General features: G+C 49.6%; 12 protein-coding genes, 1 tRNA gene and 1 pseudogene. 4 read left to right on the top strand and 10 right to left on the bottom strand.

Annotated features, from left to right (window positions below):
* Positions 1–88 precede the first annotated feature (88 nt).
* Together MFFC18_RS23985 and rarD are read right to left on the bottom strand one after the other, a co-directional pair.
* Positions 89–1,048, bottom strand: coding sequence for an SPFH domain-containing protein (locus MFFC18_RS23985; protein ID WP_202907534.1), 960 nt, complete (start codon positions 1,046–1,048; stop codon positions 89–91).
* A 101-nt stretch (positions 1,049–1,149) separates the two neighbouring features.
* Positions 1,150–2,064 (bottom strand): EamA family transporter RarD, encoded by a 915-nt coding sequence (rarD, locus tag MFFC18_RS23990; protein ID WP_157665119.1) that lies wholly within the window; start codon positions 2,062–2,064, stop codon positions 1,150–1,152.
* A 200-nt stretch (positions 2,065–2,264) separates the two neighbouring features.
* Between rarD and MFFC18_RS23995 the strand changes: the two genes are divergently transcribed.
* Entirely contained in the window at positions 2,265–3,236 is a 972-nt protein-coding gene (locus tag MFFC18_RS23995) for a sugar phosphate isomerase/epimerase family protein (RefSeq protein ID WP_075084233.1), read from the top strand.
* Between the two features lie 785 nt (positions 3,237–4,021).
* Here MFFC18_RS23995 and MFFC18_RS24000 read toward each other — a convergent pair.
* The gene (locus MFFC18_RS24000; protein ID WP_075084254.1) at positions 4,022–5,596 is read right to left on the bottom strand and encodes a TROVE domain-containing protein; all 1,575 of its coding nucleotides are present in this window, start codon (positions 5,594–5,596) and stop codon (positions 4,022–4,024) included.
* Positions 5,597–6,018: 422 nt separating this feature from the next.
* Here MFFC18_RS24000 and MFFC18_RS24005 point away from each other — a divergent pair.
* A tRNA-Asn gene (locus MFFC18_RS24005) sits at positions 6,019–6,091 on the top strand.
* 262 nt (positions 6,092–6,353) lie between these two features.
* On the opposite strand, the pseudogene MFFC18_RS25870 reads toward MFFC18_RS24005, so the two are convergent.
* From MFFC18_RS25870 to MFFC18_RS24040, 7 genes and pseudogenes are all read right to left on the bottom strand, one after another.
* Positions 6,354–6,908: pseudogene (locus MFFC18_RS25870) on the bottom strand (site-specific integrase); the annotation flags it as partial.
* 637 nt (positions 6,909–7,545) lie between these two features.
* Entirely contained in the window at positions 7,546–8,946 is a 1,401-nt protein-coding gene (locus tag MFFC18_RS24015; RefSeq protein WP_075084235.1) for a YfjI family protein, read from the bottom strand.
* Between the two features lie 486 nt (positions 8,947–9,432).
* Positions 9,433–9,621, bottom strand: a complete 189-nt coding sequence (locus tag MFFC18_RS25875; RefSeq protein ID WP_075084236.1) for a helix-turn-helix domain-containing protein — start codon at positions 9,619–9,621, stop codon at positions 9,433–9,435.
* Positions 9,622–10,570: 949 nt separating this feature from the next.
* Positions 10,571–10,831: a hypothetical protein gene (locus MFFC18_RS24025; protein ID WP_075084238.1), complete on the bottom strand. Its 261-nt coding sequence runs from the start codon at positions 10,829–10,831 to the stop codon at positions 10,571–10,573.
* Positions 10,832–10,924: 93 nt separating this feature from the next.
* Positions 10,925–15,610: an FtsK/SpoIIIE domain-containing protein gene (locus MFFC18_RS24030; protein ID WP_148619099.1), complete on the bottom strand. Its 4,686-nt coding sequence runs from the start codon at positions 15,608–15,610 to the stop codon at positions 10,925–10,927.
* A 554-nt stretch (positions 15,611–16,164) separates the two neighbouring features.
* Positions 16,165–17,712 carry a hypothetical protein gene (locus MFFC18_RS24035; RefSeq protein WP_075084240.1) on the bottom strand — a complete coding sequence of 516 codons (1,548 nt, stop codon included), beginning with the start codon at positions 17,710–17,712 and terminating at the stop codon, positions 16,165–16,167.
* Positions 17,709–19,031, bottom strand: coding sequence for a hypothetical protein (locus MFFC18_RS24040; protein WP_148619100.1), 1,323 nt, complete (start codon positions 19,029–19,031; stop codon positions 17,709–17,711). Before MFFC18_RS24040 ends, MFFC18_RS24035 begins: the two co-directional genes overlap by 4 nt.
* Here MFFC18_RS24040 and MFFC18_RS24045 point away from each other — a divergent pair.
* Complete coding sequence (locus MFFC18_RS24045) at positions 19,014–19,403, top strand: hypothetical protein (protein WP_148619101.1); 390 nt, start codon at positions 19,014–19,016, stop codon at positions 19,401–19,403. The genes MFFC18_RS24040 and MFFC18_RS24045 overlap by 18 nt on opposite strands.
* 291 nt (positions 19,404–19,694) lie before the next feature.
* Positions 19,695–20,642 carry a DUF4007 family protein gene (locus MFFC18_RS24050; RefSeq protein ID WP_075084242.1) on the top strand — a complete coding sequence of 316 codons (948 nt, stop codon included), beginning with the start codon at positions 19,695–19,697 and terminating at the stop codon, positions 20,640–20,642.
* The last annotated feature ends 1,442 nt before the right edge of the window (positions 20,643–22,084 follow it).

Genomic DNA, 22,084 nt, shown 5'->3' on the forward strand with positions numbered 1-22,084 from the left:
CAGCCGATTGCTGATGCACCTTTCGATCGTTCTCACGAGATTTCGACGCTCTCACGCACACTTCCGGGCAGAATCACCCGGCAACGATTTACCCTTCGCCAGCGTTGATCACCGGTTGGGCGTGTCGATCACTACACAGGACGACCAACAGGTTGGACACCATTTGGGCGCGGCTTTTGTCGTCCAGTTCCACAATCTTTTCGCCAGACAATTGATCCAAAGCCATCTTTACCATGCCCACCGCACCGTCGACGATTTTAGTTCGGGCCGCGACGACCGCCGAAGCTTGTTGACGTTGCAGCATCGCCGCCGCGATCTCCTGCGAGTAAGCCAGGTGGCTGATGCGAGCTTCGATGACTTGAACGCCAGCGCTATGCAGTCGCTCCTGTATATCGTGTTCAAGCTGCTCGGAAACTTCGGTCGTGCTGCCTCGCAACGAAACCTCGTGGTCCTCGCTGTCGTACGGGTGTCGCGTCGCGAGAACTCGAAGGGCGGCTTCGCTTTGCACGCGAACAAAGTCTTCATAGTCGTCGACTTCGAAGAGTGCCTCGGCAGTATCGACAACTTTCCAAACGACAATCGCGGAGATGTCGATCGGATTCCCGTCTCGGTCGTTGACCTTGGAAGGACGGCCGGCAGTGCGTGATTTCTGCGACACGACGGTTCCGGCCGCGTCTTTCTTTTCAGGCGTATGGATCGAGCCAGTTTCGAAGTTGCGAATCCGCAACGAGATCTTCTTCTTGCTGAAAAACGGATTGACCCAGTAGAAACCTGATTCCTTGAGCGTGCCCTGGTAGTCGCCAAACAGGAGCAACACCCGAGCACTGTTTGGCTGAATCGCGACCAGTCCGCACAGGACCAGAAAGGCGGACAGAAAAATCACAATCGCCGGAACGATCAGCCATGGAGACTCGTTCCCAACTCCCAAAATGAACATCAGAACAGAGAGAGCGATCACTCCGAGCATTCCGAGCAACATGCCCCATCCGCTCATCGCTTTGAATGGCTTTTCCAGGATCGACGGTTCTTTCAACAGATCACTTTTCATCACACCTCCAGGACATACGGTTTGTTTGCCCTCTGTTCGCCATGCGAATACAAATATTGGAAGAATCGCAGCGGAGGGCAAAAATGCAACAAAAATGCGGCTCAAACGGCTTTTATTGCGAGTCGTGATCGGCGATGCAGTGCGTACAAGTAGACGCTGACTCCGATCCAGACAAAAACGAATCCGAACAATCGTGTCGAATCAACCGGTTCTCCGAAGGCAAACAGGCCAAGAAAAAACTGAATCGTTGGGCCAATAAATTGCAGCAGCCCAACGGTCGACAGCGAAAGATGCTTGACGGCGATCGCGTAAAGAAACAGTGGCGCGATGGTCACGAATCCACTGCACGCCAACAGAATGCTCAACGTCGCGGACTGCGGAATAACCGATACGCCAACGGAGAAAGTCCGCCACGCGAACCAGGCGATAACGGGCAGAAACATCAAACCTGTTTCCATCGTCAGCCCTTCGGCAGCCGAAAGCTGTGTCTTCTTTTTGATTAACGAGTACAGTGCAAAAGCCACGGCCACGACCAACCCGATCCAGATATTGCTGTTGGCGGACCAGGTCATAATCGTAACGCCGACTGTCGCCAACAGGACTGCGATCCATTGCAGCGGCGTGAGTCTCTCTCTCAAAAACACCACGCCCAGCAGGACAACGATCTGTGGACAAATGTAGTAGCCGAGACTTGCGTCGATCGCGTGATCGTTGGAAACCGCCCAAACGAACATGAGCCAGTTGACGACGATCGCGACCGCAGCGAAAACCGAAATTCGTATCGTTTTCGATTGCCCAAAAAGTCGCTGCTGCAACGAAGGTTGTGCTGGAACGTCGCTGGCCGAATTCCGAGACCTGGCGAGGCGTGAGGCGATTGCCAGCCAGATCGCCAACACCAAAAATGACCACAGCGCGCGATGAGCAACCAGATCCAGAGGAGCGATGACTCCCTGGAACAGCTTGATATACGCGGGAAAGATGCCCCAGAAAACCTGGGCTCCGACCGCGGCAGCCAAACCGAGTTTCAGATTTGGCTGAGTTTTCGATTGTCGACTTATGGCGTTCAGCGGAAATATCTTCCGGTGGTTGAGGGTTGGTTTCGCCGACCGGAATTCAGCCGGGAGGGCGATTGGAGAAGATCAACATGTTCTTGGCAATCCCTGGACCGACTACAATCTGAAAAGCCAAACATTTATCGTGAACTGGGAGCAACTCAATGAAACGTCGTACATTTCTTGCCGCCGCGGGCGCAGCTGCAACTTCAACTGCGATCGCCTCCAGCAGCGAGACAGGTGTTTGCACCGCTGGCCTGAAACCGGTTCAGGACAAAGCCACGACCACGCTGGTGCCGAACCGAATTGCCGTTTCGACGTATTCGTTTTTCACGTTCAAGGGTGGATCCAAGCTGACCATGCCAGAGTGCATTGATGCCGCGGCACGAATGGGTTTTGACGGCGTGGAACTGCTGCTGGTTCAAATGGAAGACACGTCGGATGGCTTTCTGCAAAAGCTCAAGCGACAAGCTTTCGTCAACGGTCTGGACCTGTGCGGAATGTCGACTCACCAGGGATTCGTCCGCCCCGACAAAGAGTACCGCGACAAAAATATCGCACTGACCATCAGTCAGATTGAGACGGCTTACAAGCTGGGCATTCCGACGATCCGTGTGAACACGGGACGCTGGGGAACGTCGAAGAGTTTTGAAGAGCTGATGAACAACAAGGGCATTGAGCCACGTTTGCCGAACTGCACCGACGACGAGGGATTCAAGTGGGTGATCGACGCGTTCGAGCAATGCATTCCGACCGCAGAAAAATGCGGAGTTGTGATGGGACTGGAAAATCATTGGGGGCTGGGCCGAACCGCGGAAGGCGTGTTGCGAATCGTGAACGCGATTGATTCGCCATGGCTGCGAGTGACAATGGACAGCGGAAACTTTTTCGAGCGGCGATACGAGCAGCTTGAAATGCTGGCTCCCGAAGCGGTGTTCATGCAAGCCAAAACCTATTTTGGCGGCGGCGTCTACTATGACCTGGACATGGACTACGATCGGATCGCAAAGATCTGTCAGGCAGCGAACTATCGCGGCTATGTCTCGCTGGAGTTTGAGGGCAAGGAAGATCCCTGGACGGCGGTTCCGAAGAGCCTTGCGATGCTGCGGGATGCGTTTGGAAAAGTGCAAAGCTAGGCACTGATCGGCAGACTTCGGCTCTTCCCCGAATCGTCGAACATTGTTTCGTATTGCCATGGCGGACTTTGCAGCGTTCGCGGAGCGGGGGATCGCAGTTGCAGCACGCAAAAAAATTCAGTCAATCGAAACGGGGCGACAAGGAATCGAAGAAACGTTTACCTTGCTCTATCCACTGAGCTACAGCCCCAAACCGAATCTGCATTCAAGTAGGGCTGGTGGGACTCGAACCCACGACCTTGGGACTAATAATCATGTAGTTCCCCCAGCATTCGCCACGTTTCGATTGACTGAATATTTGCGTTCGAACTCCGATTGAAAAAATGACACAACGACAAGGATTGGAGAAACGTAAACCGCGTTCTACCGTTGAACAATCGCTCCAAAGTTGCTTGGGTGAAGCACTTCAAAGCGAGTGGGATTCGAACCCACACCTCGGGGTTGTGAGCCATGTAGTTTCCCCAGCATTCGCCGCGTCATGGTTCAATATGAATTGTAAAAAAGCCGGCAACAAGTTCTGAAAAGACGTAGCTCAGTGTTTCCACTGTCGAGGCTCGAACTCGAACGATCGCTTTCGCAACCGCGCCCTGTCCAATGTAGTCCTTTCGGCATTTGCCTGGCCGTATTGAAGAAGTCGACAAGGAGTCAGTTAGACATCAGGCTTTGGATAAAAAGATGTAGTCCAACCTGCATTCGACTTCTGTTTCAATGAGTCAAAAATCGCTCTCCGTCGCGAGTGCTTTTGACTCGGCGACGGAGAGCGGGAATAACAAATGTGTCTCTGTCTAAACTTCGACACGAGTTTGCTTGATCTGGTTCACCCAAAAATCTTTGGAAGCTTCACCAGACGCCACACTTGAAATCAGGCGAAACACCTGATCACTAAATCCGGCAACATGAATGATGTCATCACGCTCAATCGTTTGAGATGTCCCATACGGTTGGATGTCGATGCAAATCATTTTTGCCTGTGGGTTGCGAGCCTTGAACGCTTCCCACTGGGTCATCGTTGCCGTAGCCTGACGACCGCCGCGTCGAGAATCGATCCACGACTCGTTGTCGGAAACGTAAATCACAAGATCGCTCTTGGCCTTCTTGCGGTTCAGCTCCTTCAACGGCGCGCTGCAATTCGTTCCTCCACCCCAAATGCCTGACAAACGCTTGGCGTTGGTCATCACAGAATCACGAGGATTCAACTTGCAATTGGCAACAGAGTTCTCAAACGGCATGACGACCGTACGGTCGTTGACTCGTAGCATCGCCGCAGCCACCAAAGCAGCCACGTCCACGCAACGAACTTTCGATGTCGCACCCTTCCGGTAACCCGAAACGCTCGATCCCATGCTGCCCGAAACGTCCGGAAACACGAACACCTGCCCGCTGATCTTTGGTACGTTCTCGATCGCAATTTCCATCGCGTCCTGCAGCGCATCTCGCACCTGCGACGGCAACTCGTCGTTCACGTTCATGAACGCCGCCATCAACTGGTACGGGAAAACACGGGCCTTCTGAATCAGCGAACGATCCCGCAAACGGTTAGCGACCATGTTGACCAACGCACCGTCTTTGAAAACGCCGTGACGCAGAAACGTGTTCAGGTTCATGCGTGTCATCTGCCACGAGCCGTTGCGCGCGATCTGCTTCCAGTCTCGCTCCTGCAGGTCAACCGAAGTCAACATCTGGAACGGGACGTCAGGAACGATCCGCTGCTTCGAGTCCGTTGTTCGCTTGAACTTTTCAAACGAGTGGACGACTTCAGGCAGCTTTGACGAATCCACTTCGCGACCGATCAGGTAACCCAGCATTGCAGCGCGACGATCATCACGCGGCTTTGGGTGAACCATCTTGATTACGTCCGCCAGCGACGGCGACTGACCTACCGAGCCGAAGAACAGCTGTTGGTCAGAGCGGGCGTCGATCCAGTTTCGAATCATCCGCTTCGGCAAGCTACCAAGGCTCTTACGACCTACAACGCCGCTTCGCATGATCTGCACGAACGTACGGAGCATCTTCGGCGAGTCGATGACCCAATCAAAGATCGCTTCGAACCGTTGTCCGTCTTTTGTTGAAAGCACGGCCAGCAACAGGGCTGGCATGTCTTTCATGAAAGCAGATTTTCGCGAGTAGACTGCAACTTGAGCCAGGAACTCCGGGTCCACGGTTTCACTTAGATGCAGAATCTGATCCAGCTGCGTTTCCGCAGTCGCGTAGAAAGTGCCATTGAGGCAACCGGTTGCCGCGAACTGAGCCAGCTGGTGCTGTGCATCAAGCTGGTACGCTCGGCCACCGGCTTCGTTTGTGAACGTAGCCACGGGCGCTTTGTTGCCTCGATGGCTTTCAAAGAGTGATCGGTTTGCCATTTCTAATTCGTACCTCCAAAAATTCATTTCTGAACAGTACAGTTGCCAACTCCCAACAAAAGTTCGCGGTTCATTGACACGAGCATTCAAGTTTGGCTCAGGACCGATTCCTGCCAGCCGCCCCGGGACCTCATGCGATGGCAGACTGCTCTTCTGTGATCGCGATTGGAATCCGGCTTCGATTTTGACCAAGAGGTTCTTCCGCGGTGCCGAATCGAGCGAAGCCTGAACGCGATGGATGAGGGACGAAAAGACAAACTTGGTTCGAAGGCGAACCATTTGGACCGTTCGGGCTCCAGATTGCAGAGGGAAACACGGTTTTTACCGGTTCCCAAAAGCGAAAAATCCGGCCTTGCCGGAGCGAAATTCTTGACCTAAACTGTCGCGTCTATTTGGAGCATTCGTGTTCCAAACCGCTACATTCCCCTGTAGCTCAGTTGGTAGAGCAACGGACTGTTAATCCGTTTGTCGCAGGTTCGAGCCCTGCCGGGGGAGCTTCAGCACTGACTCGCAAATCGGTGCAAGAATTCGCAAAGACCCCAGTTTTCTGGGGTCTTTTTTCTTTGGTGTTCTCTGCTGTTTCTTCAGCTTCATCGCAACCGGTCGCAGCAGCATACTCCTCAATCGCAGCAAGTTTGCTGTGTATTTGCTGTGGACCCGCATTGAGGGCCTCAACAGCGGATGCTTCCGCCCCGTCCAACAGATGGCCGTAAGTGTTCAGTGTCAAAGTTGGTGTGGAATGCCGCATGACTGTTTGAACTGTTTTAACGTCCACTCCAGCAATGATCAGCCAAGCGCCGCAGGTATGTCGCAGTGCGTGGAAATCAAGTTTCAATCCGCTGTCGTTTTCGTATTTGAGGAAGTCAGATTTTACACGTTCTTTCCGCTTTTCTTCGTCGATGCCTTCCTCGTTGATCCAGCTGGCCCTGGCCGATTCAAGATCGTCCTTCAGCATCCTCGCCACATTGGCTGATGCGGGCATTTTGAATATCTCAGCATTGGGATTGAGATTGTTCACGTGTTTGAAGAGTTCCGTGGCCAGCTCTTTGGAAAGGTACTGTTTGGCGGCTTTCCCATTCTTGGTGATATCGCCCTCGGCACAAATGGAGACTCTTCCGTTCATATTCCGCAGGTCGGACTTCCGCAGCTTTCGAAGTTCGCCAGACCGGTATCCAGTCTCGATGGCGGTCCAATAAAGCAACTTGCGAGCAGGTCCCGTCATGTTCCAGCGATACTTGCCGTTGCTGGTTGCCGTTGCTGGTTGCCGTTGCCAACCAGAACCATTCTTCCCTGGTCGCCATGCGCCTTTCATGACGGCGATCCTTGGTCGGTGAGGGCTTTTTGATGCCTTTGGTAGGATTGCTGGAGATGACGCCAGTATCAACCAGATGATTGAAAAATGTTCTCATCGCTGCGATGTGCTTCTGAATCGTCCGATGTGATTTTCCGTTCTGAACCAACGAATTGATGTAACCTCCAACTCGAACAGAATCAGCATCTGAAACCACGCTTACCTTCTGATTCTCGATGAAGGAATTCAAGATGGAAACCTGCTCTTCGATATGCTTGTTCGTCAGCTTGGCATTTTCCATTTTCATGCGATAGGCCCCCACATGCTCCTGAAGGGGGCTGTTCAAGTTTGCAACTAAAGATCCCTGCTTGGCAACTGAGACACCCGTCTTGATTTTGAGAGCCTCAGACTCGCGTCTGTTGGCTTCAGCAAGAGCTGTCTGTTTGCAAGTTGTTCCGCTTGAGAGGTCCTTCCAACGGCCACGCTCATCCTTGAATCGCATCCGCCATTTGGCACCACGTTTCGGCTTGCCCGTTTCTTTGTCATTGGGTTTGTAAACTGAGGCCATTCCGGCTTTTCTCCTTTCGTTACGATTCGTTGTTCATGATCGAATTATCGGCTCTTCAATAGGTTGCGTACGTCGTGTTCACCAAACTAGTTACCACATACACTCGTCGCCCTGATCGTGAATAAAGTCAAAACGACTTAAGATCTGCTTATTTATTCCATTCAATCGAAAAGTAGAATCATCAAACGATCCGAATCCATCCTCAGCAAGACGATTCAAGGATATTCTAGCTGAATCTGCCGTAGGGTATTTTTTGGAGTTTGAATTCTGAAGTTCACGTACGGTGATAGTTCCTTTGTTCCGTCTCGCAATAAAGCAGACCAGATCTTTCTGTTTCGCTTCGTCGGATCTGGTGTCAAAGATACGGTAGACACGCATAGTCTCGTTGCGGAACCAGTGGACTATGCCGACTGCTGCTTCCAGCGTCTCTTTGGAGATCGCAGGGAGATCAACAACACCTGCGTGTTTAATTGCATGTAGAACCAACGCAATCCGCAGGGCATACTGGTCATGTTTGGCCAAAGGATAGGCGTCTTCGCTCTCTGACAGATGGATCAGCTCTTGGTTCTCGTTGAAAAACCGCTCCCATACGTTCATTGCTGCTTCATCTAAAGTCACAGTTTCGCGGTCTTCGCTTTTGTCCCTGGCTGATATCAGTTGGCCAACAAGCTTTTCCATATCCAAAATTGCCTCTTCAGCGATCTTGTTGGAATTCCATGTCTGAGGGTAGCTAGGCGGATATGCAAACAAAAGTCTGGCAAAAAGACCATTCTCAACATGTTCCGCGACTGCTTTCCGTAGTGTGTCCGGCTGGATAGTCCCTGTCAGGTTTACTACCGGATTACAAATACGTGTGTGTTTCTTATCCCCGGATTTTCGGTCTACTGAGATTTCATCTCCATTCCAGGCACTCAACCACTTGGGGGCATCCCCCCCTTTTCCTTTAACATATCGGTCAAATCCTGCGAACCATGCTTTAAGTTCATCGGTAATTACCATGACGCCGTGTTCATTCTCGTCCAGTACTTGGACGAGTGCTTCCATGGTCGTGTCATCTACATAGTACCTCTTCATTGTTGGCTCGACCGGCTTGTCGCCACGAACACTTTTTTTGGTACTTTTCCACGCTGCCAAGTCCGCTTCGTATTGCGGGATTTTAGATTCGTAATCTGAATGAGCTTTATCTTCCAAGTCCTTGAAGAACTTTTTAACAGTGCGTAGAGCTGGCGATTTGGTTGTGCCTGATTCACCAATGATGGCGGTCCAAAAAATCGGCGGTGCTTCCCAAGTGTCTCCGGGGGAAACGACTAGTCCACTCCCAATAGACTGTCCAAGACAACTCAAGAGAGGCAAGACAATGTATGCCGGAGGGCAGCCGACTGCAGCAGCAGCTTGCTCCACATAGTTCTTGACTGGCTCGGGCAAGTGTTCAACAGGAAATGGGACGTAGTTCTCAAGTTCATTGCCTGGTTTTTGTTTGATTGCGTTCATATTAAATATTCTTTCTGGTCCAAAGTTCTAACAAAGTTCTAAAAATCGAAATTGAGGATTTGGTTGGCGCGTACCTCGACCGCGTTGATTTGTCTGGCGTCGGACCGTCGTCCAACTTTTGAGAAAAATCAAATTTTTGAACGAAGGTCTTTTTGAATACAAAATGAGATATCTATCTAACTGATATCTATATTCACATTGACCCAACTCTTCTTTCTTTTGCAAAAGCTACCGACAGCCCGACAGCCGACAAAGAATGAGATCGTCCTAACGGCGTTTTGCAATGTAGATGCGTGGCAGTTCCAATAGGAGCGTGCTGAAGCCGTGGAATTCGTTTAGATGCACATCAAGTGTGCTGATTTACCGGAAGCGCCGGGAGAGAATTTGAAAAACCAATACTTAGATATTGACCTGTCCACTTGTGGACCCTATCCTTTTAGTGTCATCCAAAAGAACTTTCAGTTCCCCCGGGCTTACCAGCCTCTCTTACATACCGCCTCCGCTTTTCAACTGTTGGTCGATCCAACGTGCGAGGTACCTTGGGCAGTAAAATACAGACCTGCCCACTTTTAAGCACTGAATTGTGCCATCTTCTGTTAGTGACCATAGCTTTCGCTTGCTCATGGATAGAAGTTTTGCGGCTTCATCTGCCTTAATTAGTAATTGAGGAATCATCCTGTTTTCCTCAGAGCTCAGAGTATTCACTTACAATCTGACCCTTTCTTTTAAGTCTACAAATAGTAAAAGCCTCGCTAAAAGCGGGCTACGATAAAAAATTTGCCAAAAACTCTGATTCGCCTTGACATGACACTATTATATGAGTATCGGCGGTTTTGTCAATACACTTTTTACCCACATTTCAAGTGCAATAGTATGTTATGACATGAAAATTGTGAGCCCGAGAAACACCGCATGAAATAGCTTGGCTATTTCGAAATCGAAGCAGTTGCAGCATGGGGATTTGAAAAAATCTGGGGAGATTGCCGATCACGGCTCAGGTAAATTGTCGATTTAGATCACTCTGTGCTTTAGGAATTCAGGAAGACCGCTGTATTGCTAAGTTGTCGCAGCCATCCTGTCTGGCTCATCTCGCACAGAATGTTGAGCGCGCAGCATTCCCTGAAACGCGTCGCTCGTGCACTGGCATCCTCGGTCACTGTAATGAAGTAGAGTTTTGGACTCTGGCCGCCTTCCTCAAGGCGTTGGCAACAATCTGTGTCAACAGTTGATTGCTCATCTGCCAGCCAACAACCTTACAACTGAACAAGTCCAGCTAACAGCCAGACGAACCCACCAGCTATTCGTTCGCAAGCAAGTGATGTCAGCCACTCATTTGTGATTCGGAGAGGCTCGAACTCTAGGGAGAGGATATTCTCAGAAGGTTTCTTGTCAGGATTTGACGTGATCTTGGTCGGTTTGAATTTGCGTGAAACACACCTGTTAAGCTCCATTTCTCGCATGGCAGCTGCCACCGTGTTGTTGCGAAAGTCGCCATTTTGAATCGAATCCATCGTGGATCCCACTGAGCAACGGGACCGATTCGACACCCAGAGGTTCTCCTTGAAAACCTCTACGACAACGATCTACGACACTTCATCTAGTGAGAAAGGTTTTGTAACTGCCTCTAGTGTCGATAGTTGCTTTCCTTGATGACGTAATAATGGTTGCGTTCAGGCATGACTTTGCGTTTGACGCATCGCTCAGGGTCTTCCCAGATAATTATTGTCACTCTACCGTCACCGTGATCAGTGACAGATTCAATCGTTCTAGAGCTGATTGAATCCCCTTTTTGATTCTTCCTGAAAACGGCAATTTCGTCATCAGGCTTTGCGATCCGCAGTTTCCAATGCGAAGGCGACACCAAGCCATCCGCGATTCGAATCAAGCTGCCACCGTGAATCAGGCGTGTTTGGAAGCAAATGCCTTTTGGCTATGTAGTCTTCTTGTACCAGTTCTTTTGCATAGTCGCTCGACTTAATTATTGGAGGTTGTCTAGGATTTCGCTGACCAATACTTCAGGTGGGAATGGAACCTGTGCGAACACAAGGCCTGACTCTCCTTCGAGTTTGGCCAACAAATGTCCCTTGCCCAGAAGCTTTTCAGCTCCCTTGTCACCAAGGGAAACTTCGGAAGTGCCCTCTGAATCGACCCGCAAGATAAGTCGATTACCAAGGTTCGCTCGCAATTGCATTGGCATCACGTTTACGTCTGGCCTTTGAGCGGCAAAGACCAAGTGGATGCCAGCCGCGCGGGCCTTCACGCCAAGACGCTGTACTGTGGAGGAAACATGATCTTTGTATTCGTCGATCAGCATCCATTCAGCGAACTCGTCATGTATCAGCCAAATCGTTGCCATACGATCCTCTGACTGAGCCTTCTTGTTAAACGCGGTAATGTTGGCTGCCTTGGCTTGTCGAAAGGCCGTGTACCTTTCGTCCATTAGCGTCACAAGCTCTTGAAGTTTCGAGATTGCTTGCTGCTCTTCGACAATCAGCCCTCCATCCAGATGCGGGACATCCTCAAACTGGAAATAGTCGACTCCTTGTTTTGGGTCGATCAGGATCAACTTGGCCTCATCCGGAGTGTTGGTCGCTACGATGCCGAGAATTAGGTTTTGAATCAGAACGGATTTTCCACTTCCCGTAGAGCCCGCAATGAGTGTATGAGGCGCGTGCTTCTTGTTCGGGTCTAGATATAGAATCGAACCATCGTTCTCGCGAACGGCGATCGCAATGTTCTGATTTCCGTTCGTGCGTTCGGGGCTCCATCTCTTCCAAACTGAGGCAAGATTGACGACTTCTCGCGTTGGCCGCTCGATTGCGATAGATACTACGCCCGGCTCTGGTTGAACAGAAATGATATTGAGTCCATGAGTGGTCAAGAACTCAGATCGTCGCTTCGAAACCTGATCGACGGTTAAATGTGCACTGCCTGCAAACTTCAGCAAAGCAGCGTTTGGCGTCATTTTGGATTCAAGCAGCTTTGCTTGCAGGTTAAACTGTTGCAGGCCAGTCTTAATGCCTTTCACCGTTTTCTTCAGCCATTGTTCATCGGCCTCAGATGTTTGGCGTTCTTCAGCGTTTTGTTCAACGATTGACGCAAGCTTGTCGTGCGCCCAGCGTGTGTTGTCAACGGTCAATTCACTTTCTAGATGCACGGCATTGTTAACTTGCCCTTCGCTTTCTTGCTGACTAGTAACTTCCGCCTTTACTTCCTTTCCATCATCGACGCTGTCTACATCTGTTTCTGGTTCGACCGACACTGGGCGGGTCACAGTATTCTCTTTCCTTTCAATCGAAGTTGGCGGCTTGAACTCATGTGGGTTCAAGGAAGGAGGGAAATCAAAACTGCGATTTCGAGCTTCCCCAGGCGACGCGTCGTTCCAGTATGCGATCACCAAGTCCCTTAGTTCTTTTCTCGCAAACACTTCTTGGTAGCAACCTTCAACCTCTGCGACCTCAAATGAATTCGAGTCGTCAAATTCTGGCGAGTGGACGAACACATGAGAGTAGCCTCGAAGCATGATCTTGCAGTTGCCGGAGCGTATAGCATGTCGCCATTTCCCAACGTCAGGAGACTGGCCAGCGGCGAATTGAACGCCATCCAGCACTAAATCAGAAAGCCTTGCGAGCCAGAGTTCACGATCCAACCGATCCGGATTCCCAAAAAGGGCATCATGAATTCGTCTAACGGTATCGCGAAGTTGTTTCTGACTCTCCTTCTTCTTTTTGGACAAGTTTGCTTCATCAATATACTTCGCTTCCGAAACGACGATCGAAAGCAGCAACTCCCCGTTCTCATTTTCTTCAGGGCTAACAATCATCAAGTCAGCGATTTGCTCTTCCCGTTGCCCAAGCCATTCGGCATAGTCATCTAAGAAGTACCAACCGAAATAGCGATCGCCATCCAATTCGTTGCGAATCAGAAAGCGGCTCAGAACCACGCCCATCAACTCAAAAGCGCTGCGTCCCCGTTTTGCAGCACGTAATGCGAGATCACCTGAAATTGAATTAGCATCAGCGATCATTTTGTCTGCAAGTTTGTCGAAGTCCTCGTCGCCTAATTCGAGAGTGAGCTTCCTCAGCCGACTCTTTAGCATCGTTTTTAAAAGTCCAGAACTTGCCTTGGACGAAATAACAAGGTTTCGGCCCTGCGTTGCGGACTGCTTATAGCGAATGATTCGCACGCTTTGGTTCTGAAGCTGTCGACGATCGAGAAGCTCGTCATAGTTCACAACCCAATTTGCCAGGTTGTGGGTCTCTTCAAAAATCTGTGACGTTTCTCGATCGTTGAAGTCGAGTTGTCTTACTGGGAGTAGGCGTGTTCCGTCTTTGCCGTCCCAGTCACCTTTTTTGAAAGTCGTGATCGCAGTTAGGAATGCCCATGTTTCTTCACTTTGAACAGGACAACACAAATAAACTACTGATTTCAAATCGTCTTTGGCTGCAGGGCGTCGACGGGACCATCGTGGTGGAACCAATTCATCAAGTGGAACAGGCTTGTATGTTTCTGGATACCACTCCAATTGAGCATGGCGAGCGATGACATCTTGAGAAAACGAAACGTCATGTGGACATCCGTCCTTCGGATCAGGCGGAGCGGCTTGGTCAGCAAGAATGCCAATTCGAAGTCTGGCAAGAAAATCTTCAGTGGCTTCACTTGGACTATATGAGTCAACATCTTCATCCGCCGACTCGATAATTTCTTGATAAAGATGCCGCAATCTTTTGGGTTTAGTATGCCGCAAAATAATCTGGCAGTGCACTTCTTCGTCGTCTTCGTGCAGTGAACCAATCTTGTTTACAACCGCCTGCGGTAACCGAGATGAATCACTGTTGAATAGAACGAGCGAGAGGTTTGCTCGCTCATGAGGGTGCAACTTCACGTATTGGTTCAGAAGCTCCATGACGCGGGTTGCAGCCGGCGCAGGATTCTCGTTCGTCGCCGCCACTCGTTTCTTTTCCAAAATTGGAGGCTCATGAAGGCTGTAGTCGCCAACGGTGTCGGTAACCGTTAAAACGTGGGCCTCATTCTCGATCCATCCAACGACGACTTCAGGATAGAAAGGATGCTCAAGTTCTCGAATCATCTCTTTGAAATACAAACGCTGATCGCCGAACTCAACATTCTCTTCAAAGAGAAGCCGTTTTATTATGTCGCTAACCAGTTTGGCCTTCCTTGCGATGGCCGCCATTCGGAGGGGATGCCATGGAGCGACAACAACTGTTGGGATATCCGCGTTAATCGCAACTGAGCCAATCTCCAGAATTGGCCTTAGTAGTAGCTGACGATTTGAGTCTCCCTTGGCTTCACTGCAAATTGTCGTCAAAAGCTGCGAATAGAACGTCAGCTGCGTTGAAAGCGACTTGGCGGAGACACCTGACTCTGTAAAGCCATTGATTGCATTCGTGTATTCAGCGGCAAACTGCTCGAACTGATCGTTCAGCTTTGCACGGACTTCATCTGAAACCAGCCCTTCGTTCGCAGCATGCTCAAGGTTCGCTTTCCAAATTAATGCAATGTCATGCTTTTTCTTATACGCCGAAACGAACGACCCCTTATTCCGATCGTATGAGGCGACGAACGTTTTAACATTGGACAAATCAACCGCTTGGTAAATCCCTTTGGAACTGATTGGATCAAGATCCGTTTCACATCTAACGAGCGGATTTTTCTTGAGCCGTTTCCAGTCCGCCACAAACTCACTTGCTACTGAATTCGGATCATAAAACCAAACCAATTGTGTTGAAGAGTTTTCCACCGTCCCTTCGGTAGTCTCTGTTGTAACTTCAAGAATAAATTTGAGTTTAAGAGCCTTCTTTGCCTGCGAACGATTCAGCCGAATCTTTTTGTTGCCACTCCACTCCGTTACGAGTTCTGGAAAATCAAACAATTTGCCAACGTTCCATCTGACGCCCTTCCCAAGCAATGACTTTAGTCCAGCATAGCGGTTGGCAAAAAATGCTCCTGCATGAATGTTGACATCGCGGAGTTCGCGTTTTGTCGCACTGTCACAGCGAATTAGTAGTGTTCGCTTCTTGGCGTCGGTGATTTGATTGAAGAGCGATTCAATACTTGCTGCTAGTCCAACAACAAAATCAGTACACTCTCTTGGGCGACCGTAAATGAACTTATCCCATGCAGAGCGAAGCTTTCGATCCTCTTTGAGCTCGTTTCGATGAGACTCGTAAAAAGCTTGGTCTTCCTCCGTAGGATCGTTGGCCTTTGGGCGCTTGGAAAGCAATTCCAAATAGTCTGAGTCGTCTTCGCTCAGGAGGTCCGGACTTCGTTCGTCGTAGAAAAGCGTTGTCACTTCCCCGAGGTTGAGCTTTACGCGTCGCAAACCGTCGAACAATGGTCTTATCTCTTGCCACTCGCAATTGGCAAGTGCCTCCGCTTCTGCATTCCAACCGCTTGAAGCAGAAATGAATTGTTGAATTACCTCATGATGTTCGTCACTAATTTCGGGTTTAGCTTTCTCGAATGCTTTTACAAGATCCTCTTCGCTGAGCAAAAGCTGAGAGGTATTCTGTTTCTCCAAGAAGCATGCATTCTTTCGATAGACACGATTGAACTCGCGTTGCCAAACTGACTTGTGAGTGCGGCGTCCTTCTTTGATGCGATCAAAGAAAGTTGAGTCTTTAGGGAAATGCAACGCCGGCATGGCTTGCCCCAAAGCGACGCCGATCGGAAGACCTTCGTTCTCGTTCAATTCTCGAGTGAGAACGATGTACGACGCTAATCGCTCCAACGCGACAACACGCAGGTCACAAAGCCCAGCAATCGCTTTTTCCCACCACTTTTTCTGTTCGTCGGTAACCGACAAGCCTTCACTTGCGCAAGCCACCCACAAATCGGGGCTTGCGGTTAACTCGTCGGCTCCGATACGCACAAATTCTTTCAACGACTGCTCTTCGTCGTCGCCGGTGCTCGCGACCAGCAATATCGGTAACTCACAATTGCAATTCCGATAGTATGTCGCTGGGTTAGTTGTAAGAACTTGAGCCGGCAACCCAGAATCGCCGACAAAGTCCTTGTTCAACTTTAGCTCGACAATATCCTTCAAAGTCTCATGTTGAAGCACTGCTTTTGCAATTGCGATAGTTTGCTGTGCTGACAAATGGTCAATCATCAGCCTGGCCGCGCCTTGGTCGCTTTCTTTTTCGATCGACGAATCGAGATGACGCGTAAAAACATCGCCAATTAGTTCGACAGAATTCATTGACTTACCTCCGCATATGGATTCAAGACATAGGCACACGCATCGGAGAGTCGCTTCAACATTCCGAGACTACTCAAACGTTGCTCCAGACGGCTTGAGTTAGATTGAAACGCCTTGTTGTCAAAGTCGCTGTCGTTCATAACGATCTTGGCCTCACGTTCGCCAAGAACAATTCCGTACCGATCAAACAGCCGCTTTAAGAAAACCTTAAACTCCATTCGACCGTGAACATTCGCGAGGATCAGTGCCTTTAAGAGCGAATCATTAGGTGCATATCGGAGCTTGTTCGTTCCACGTTTAGAAATCAGGCCAATTGATCGGCCATAAGCACGATGTACGTTGCCAGCGTGTTGACGATGACGCGACAAAGCGCTTTGGCGAAGGTGCTTGACCATTAAATCTGGATCGTGCGCCCCTTCGTAATCGCCTTCATCGCGTGGCCATGCGATCTCGCGAATCAATATTTCTTTGCACTGTGGAAACGCGTCAGTTGCAGCCTTCGCTTTATTCCATTCGTCTGTGCTTACTAGATCGCCTACAAACTTGGAAACGGCGATCGAAGATAGCTGACTATTTCGCTGGTAACTTTGAATCGAAAGTTCACGTACCAGAGTCTTTCTTGGTGCAACGATTTCGCAAATCATTACTGGGCGATCACCGCCAGCAACCTGCCACGCTACTTCGAGCTGGTAAAGCATGACGTGCATTGCGGCCAGCAATGTGACATGAGGATAGCCATCGAACCTTGGTAAACCCAACTCAAACAAGTGCAAGATGTCTTCACCGGCACGATCAAAGGATGCGTGTTGCTTGTATGGGAGATAGCAACTGTTTCGGTGACTTGTGTTGGGTTGCTCAGTTTTTTGCAATTGGGAAACGAGAGAATTCCATGGGTTTTTGTTCGTCACAACCTTGCAGAAGTGTTGCTTTAGTTCACTGGCCGACTTCGATCGCGACAACATTAGATAGAGCAGCTCCCCAGTTCGTCCAAAGTTGATGTATTCACTAGTCGGCTTATCTTGAGTTGAAATTCCTACGTCTTCATATAGACAGTCTTCGCCAAACGGAAAAATGAATCTCGACGACCATCTGCGGTTCGATTCGCTTTCCACCGTCGCAGTACGGATCATCGCAATTAACTTCGAAAATTTTCCGAAGTCAGAGAAACGTTCGCCGACATAATCGAAATCACGCTCGATGACTCCCCTTGCATTGCTCTTCATCCACTCTGACCATTTCTCCCATGCCCGGCTATTGTCCGGATACCTATCTAAAATGAATGGCATGATCTGGTTGTTGTAGAGAATGTTTCTCAGCATCATCCGTTGATAGGGATTGAAAATCAGCGGGTAGTACTTGCCGTTTTCGTCAAACAGGTTGCCTTCGCGATTGGCAGACTCAGCGATACCAAGTAGCTCCAGAAAAATTAGCCAAGGGCTTTGGTTGTCCCAAATGCGATGCCCCCAGATTCGCTCATCAATCCAGTAATTGATTCTTTTGTGATCCTGCCAAGGCAGTTCAATATCGTTCTTGAGCACGCTCATTCTCCCAGCTCCACAAATTCTTCAAACGGGTGCCCAAGCTCGTCCAGTTCAAGTAATCGGAAGACCATGCTGTCCTCTTCGATACCCAATTCCTCTCGCCGTTGTTGAGATGCGGTTAGGATTCGCGACTTGAAAGACAAGATGTCTTCATGGCACTCTTTGGAGAAACTCCCAGGCAAGACACCGTCCGCTACCCTACTAAGGAATTCGAAACGCGTAAGCGTCAGGTGTAGATCGACCCAGATCTTTTCGGTCAACGAAACCCTTAGAATCGGAAAGCCGGTTTCGTCTCCTAAAATTTCTATGCACTCAGTCATTCGTTTGGCAACTGAAACGCGATCTTCAAGGATGCAACTCACCTTCGAAGCTGAACCCGACAGTCCCGTAGCCAAAAGCAATTCACGATCAGAAGAAACCAGCATTCCGACAAAGACGCGATTGAGCCCTCTCGTAAGCCGAGCCAACACTCCTTTCTCAATACGTTGACCATCCCGCAACTTCTTGACAATCTTGCTCAAATACTCGCCAGCAAAGCTGAATACCGTCAACTGCCATGGAGATAATTCATCTTCCATCGCATCTGGAATCTTGAAGAACAATCCACGCCGTTGCGACACTAGCAATTCAAGGAAAACTTCCGTTTCCTCACCGCTTTCATCATCTCCTTCGATGTATTGCTCTTGGGCTGCAAGGTAAGTGCTATCCGCTCCATAAAAGGGGTCGTTAGAGAGAAACTGGTCGAAGTACTTTTGCAGCTCGACATCCGAATGACCATATATCAGCAGGTTGTCAAAACGATTCGACGTTTCATGTCCAATTCTGAATCGTCCAAGATAGTTGAAAATGTCCAAGGACTTCCGGCGGTATCGCGTGAGGTTTCCGCCAAAAATATTGTTATAGATACTGGCTTTTGCAATTTGATTGGACGCAATCACCCGTGGAACATCGACAGCTCTTAAAAGACGATCATTAACTTTCTTGCCTTCAGCCTCTCTGCCCGCAAATCCCAAAACCGAATTCGCCAGCAATAACAAAAGGCGTCGAATAGAAAAATGGACTTCGTTGTGGTCGCACAATTCGAGTAGATCCCGAAGTCGATTTTTTACATGATCTTCTTTGATCAACTCGTAGTTTCGACGGATTGGGCAGTTATCACCGAACAAAGCGGTTTCAGATTCAGCCTCGTCATAGCAAAACTGCCAACCTTCGTGATTTACAAATGCGTCTAGCGAGCGGTCGAATAGCTCTGCAGATGAAATCCGACTCAGATTGAATAGTTTCAACCTACTGCCAACTTTTTCTTGTTGGTTGTTGAACAACAAGTCTTCCAAGAGACGGCCAGTATTGTCGACGTCATCGTCGCTTCGATTCAGCCGAGCCCACGTGTCAACGAGCTGGCCATCGTTCGCGGCGATAAGAAAAACACTGTTCGAATCGTCATCGAAGATCGCGTGCGAGAAAAACTCAAGCAAGTCAGTCTTGGTGCCAAAACCGCCGCTTTCGCCATTCTCTGGAAGACCCGTCAGATCTCGAACAATATGAACAGTCGTTTCCTTACCGGCAATTTCGGTGTCGATATGGAAATAGACTCTGTCGGTCTCCCAGTCTTCGTTGCTTCCGCCAAGCTTGTTCCAAACGATACGGCAAAGATGGGTTTTTCCATCCCCAGCCGTTCCCGTAAGAATGACTGATGTTCGGCCGCTTGCCTTCGGCTCAAACAGCGCCAGAAGTTCTTTTTCCTTCGGGTGCTCAAAAAGTAGCGGTTTCATTTTGCTTCGAGCTGCAGAACGACGAATATGCTCGTCGTACATATTGTCGTTGCGTGCGATAGGGCCATACTGTCGGAGAAAACGAATCCACTTTTCAGCTTTACCTGCCATTTACAACTCAGCGGGAGGTTTGAGGGAGGAGAACAGAAGAAGAAAACTTGTTAGTATAAGGGCCACATCACCGCGACACGAGAGTTGGCCAGGAATTTGAATATGGACGGACGCAATTATAGGTTTTCTGGGCACGAAACGTTCCCCTGCCGATACGCTTGGCTTCCCAAAGGAGTAAGTGCATTACGCGACAACGACTTGGTATTCAGCCAAATGGACGACGCGATTGTCTTGATGGGGCTGGGGAAGAATATGGTCAAGGCACTGCGATTTTGGGTCACGGCTATGAAAGTCGCTGAGCCAAAACCAAACGTTCGACATGGTTTTCAAGTCAGTGCGTTCGGCGAGAAGATCTTCGGAACGAAGCGCAAGAAGGGCTATGACCCGTATCTCGAGGATATTTCGACTCTCTGGCTGCTTCACTGGCAGCTTTGTTCGCATGACGACGAGCCAATTTTTGCATGGGAGTTTTTGGTTTCCCGATTTCAGGACGCTGAAATTCGAAAATCCAATGTCGTTCCCATTATCGCACGTGAAGCACAGCAGCTTGATCGTCCCCTTTCCCCAGTAACACTCGCTCAGCACTTCGACGTTTTTCTTCATTCTTACGTGCCGACACGCGGCAACAAGTCCGCAATTGTCGAAGACAGCCTGGACTGCCCGCTGACTGAGTTGGAACTCATCCAATACATCGGCAAACGAGAGTCTGACGATGGTAAGTCAGAGCCGGCTTACGCTTTTCGTCGTGAGCCAAAGCCCGAGATTTCACCCGCGTTGTTCGCATATTGCTTAAACGATTTTTGGAATCGTCTTAGGCCAAATGCATCCAGCATTTCCCTGAAAGACATTGCAACCTCAGTCGGTAGCCCGGGGCAGGTTTTCAAGTTGCCAGAGGATGACATTAGAGAACGGCTGTTTGCGATCGAGAAAGACACTGGTGGAGATTTCAAATTCTCTGATTCTTCAATGATCGAACAGGTTTCACGTACAGAAGGCGTCGAAGTTGATTTGCTCGAATGCGTCTACCACGGAGGATTGGTCAATGCCTAATCGAATTGCAGACTACTTAAAGCCAAATCCACGTTTCGCTCGATCGATAAACATCGAGCGTGATTTTCGCGACCCGCATGCGCTCGACGGCTATTTCGTAACGGATAGAATCGAACAGCTGCTAGAACGCGTTTCTGTCGCGTTTGCCAAAGACTCAACTGAACGAGCTTGGCGCATCACGGGTGACTACGGTACTGGAAAGTCATGCTTTGCTTTGGCACTTGCCCACATCTGTTCAAACGCGGCCAAAGATCTGCCTAAGCCACTGAAGCCATTTGCCAAACCGATGGCAAAGGGAAAGGTGTTCCCTGTCCTGGTGTCTGGATCGCGCGAACCAATATCAAAAGCCATCATTCGCTCACTCGTTGAGGCACTTCAAGATGCCGGCGCTAGCAGCAAGCTCCGCATCTTTGGCAAAGCGAAAAAGGCACTGAACGGTGTGTCTTCGGCTGAACGCGACCGACTTGCTGTCGACCTACTGCAAGAGGCATCTACATACGTCGAAAGTTCGGGCCGTGGCAAAGGAATCCTGTTGATACTGGATGAACTTGGGAAAGGGCTTGAATACGCCACGCAGAACCCAGATCAGCAAGACATCTTCTTCTTGCAAACACTCGCGGAAACTGCGTCCAGAAGTTCGAAGACGCCGATCGTTGTGTTTGGGATTCTGCACCAGGCATTCAGTGCCTATGCCGATCAAATGAACCCGAACGACCAAAGAGAATGGGACAAGATTGGCGGGCGATTCGAAGAGCTGCTATTCAATCAACCTTTGGAACAGTTGATCCCTCTGGTCTCGAGCGCCTTGCGAGTTGACACTAAACGCTTGCCAGCAAACATGCGTAAGCAAGCGATGCAACAAATGAAGAAGGCAATCGACCTCGGATGGTTTGGGGCAGTAGCAAACCCGAAGACACTGATCGACCAAGCACCTTCCATCTATCCTTTGCATCCAACAATCCTTCCGGTACTGGTCAGATTCTTCAGTCGATTCGGACAGAACGAAAGATCATTGTTTAGCTTTCTGAACTCATCAGAACCAAGCGGTTTGCGAACTTTTGCTGAAGAGAACATTGTCAAGAATGGCTTCTACGGAATTCAGCACTTGTTCGACTTCGCTCGCTCATCACTTGGCCACCGTTTAACGACGCGCAATCTCAACAGCCGCTGGAATCAAGTAGAGTCGGTTGTTGAAGCGGGACTATCAGGAAGTGAATCGGAAGTTGCCGTTTTGAAAACAGTGGGGCTGCTGAACATGCTCGACTCACAGGCAATGGTCCCAACCCTTGAAGGCATTCAACTGGCGCTTTCGGACCAATGCTTGCCAACAAAGCCTGCAATCAAATCGGTTGTTGACCGTCTCAGCAACAAGCGGAAAGTTCTATATCAGCGAGGTGCCAAGGGAGGCTATTGCCTCTGGCCTCACACTAGCGTCAATATAG

The organism is Mariniblastus fucicola, assembly GCF_008087665.1.
In the GTDB taxonomy this organism is placed as follows: domain Bacteria; phylum Planctomycetota; class Planctomycetia; order Pirellulales; family Pirellulaceae; genus Mariniblastus; species Mariniblastus fucicola.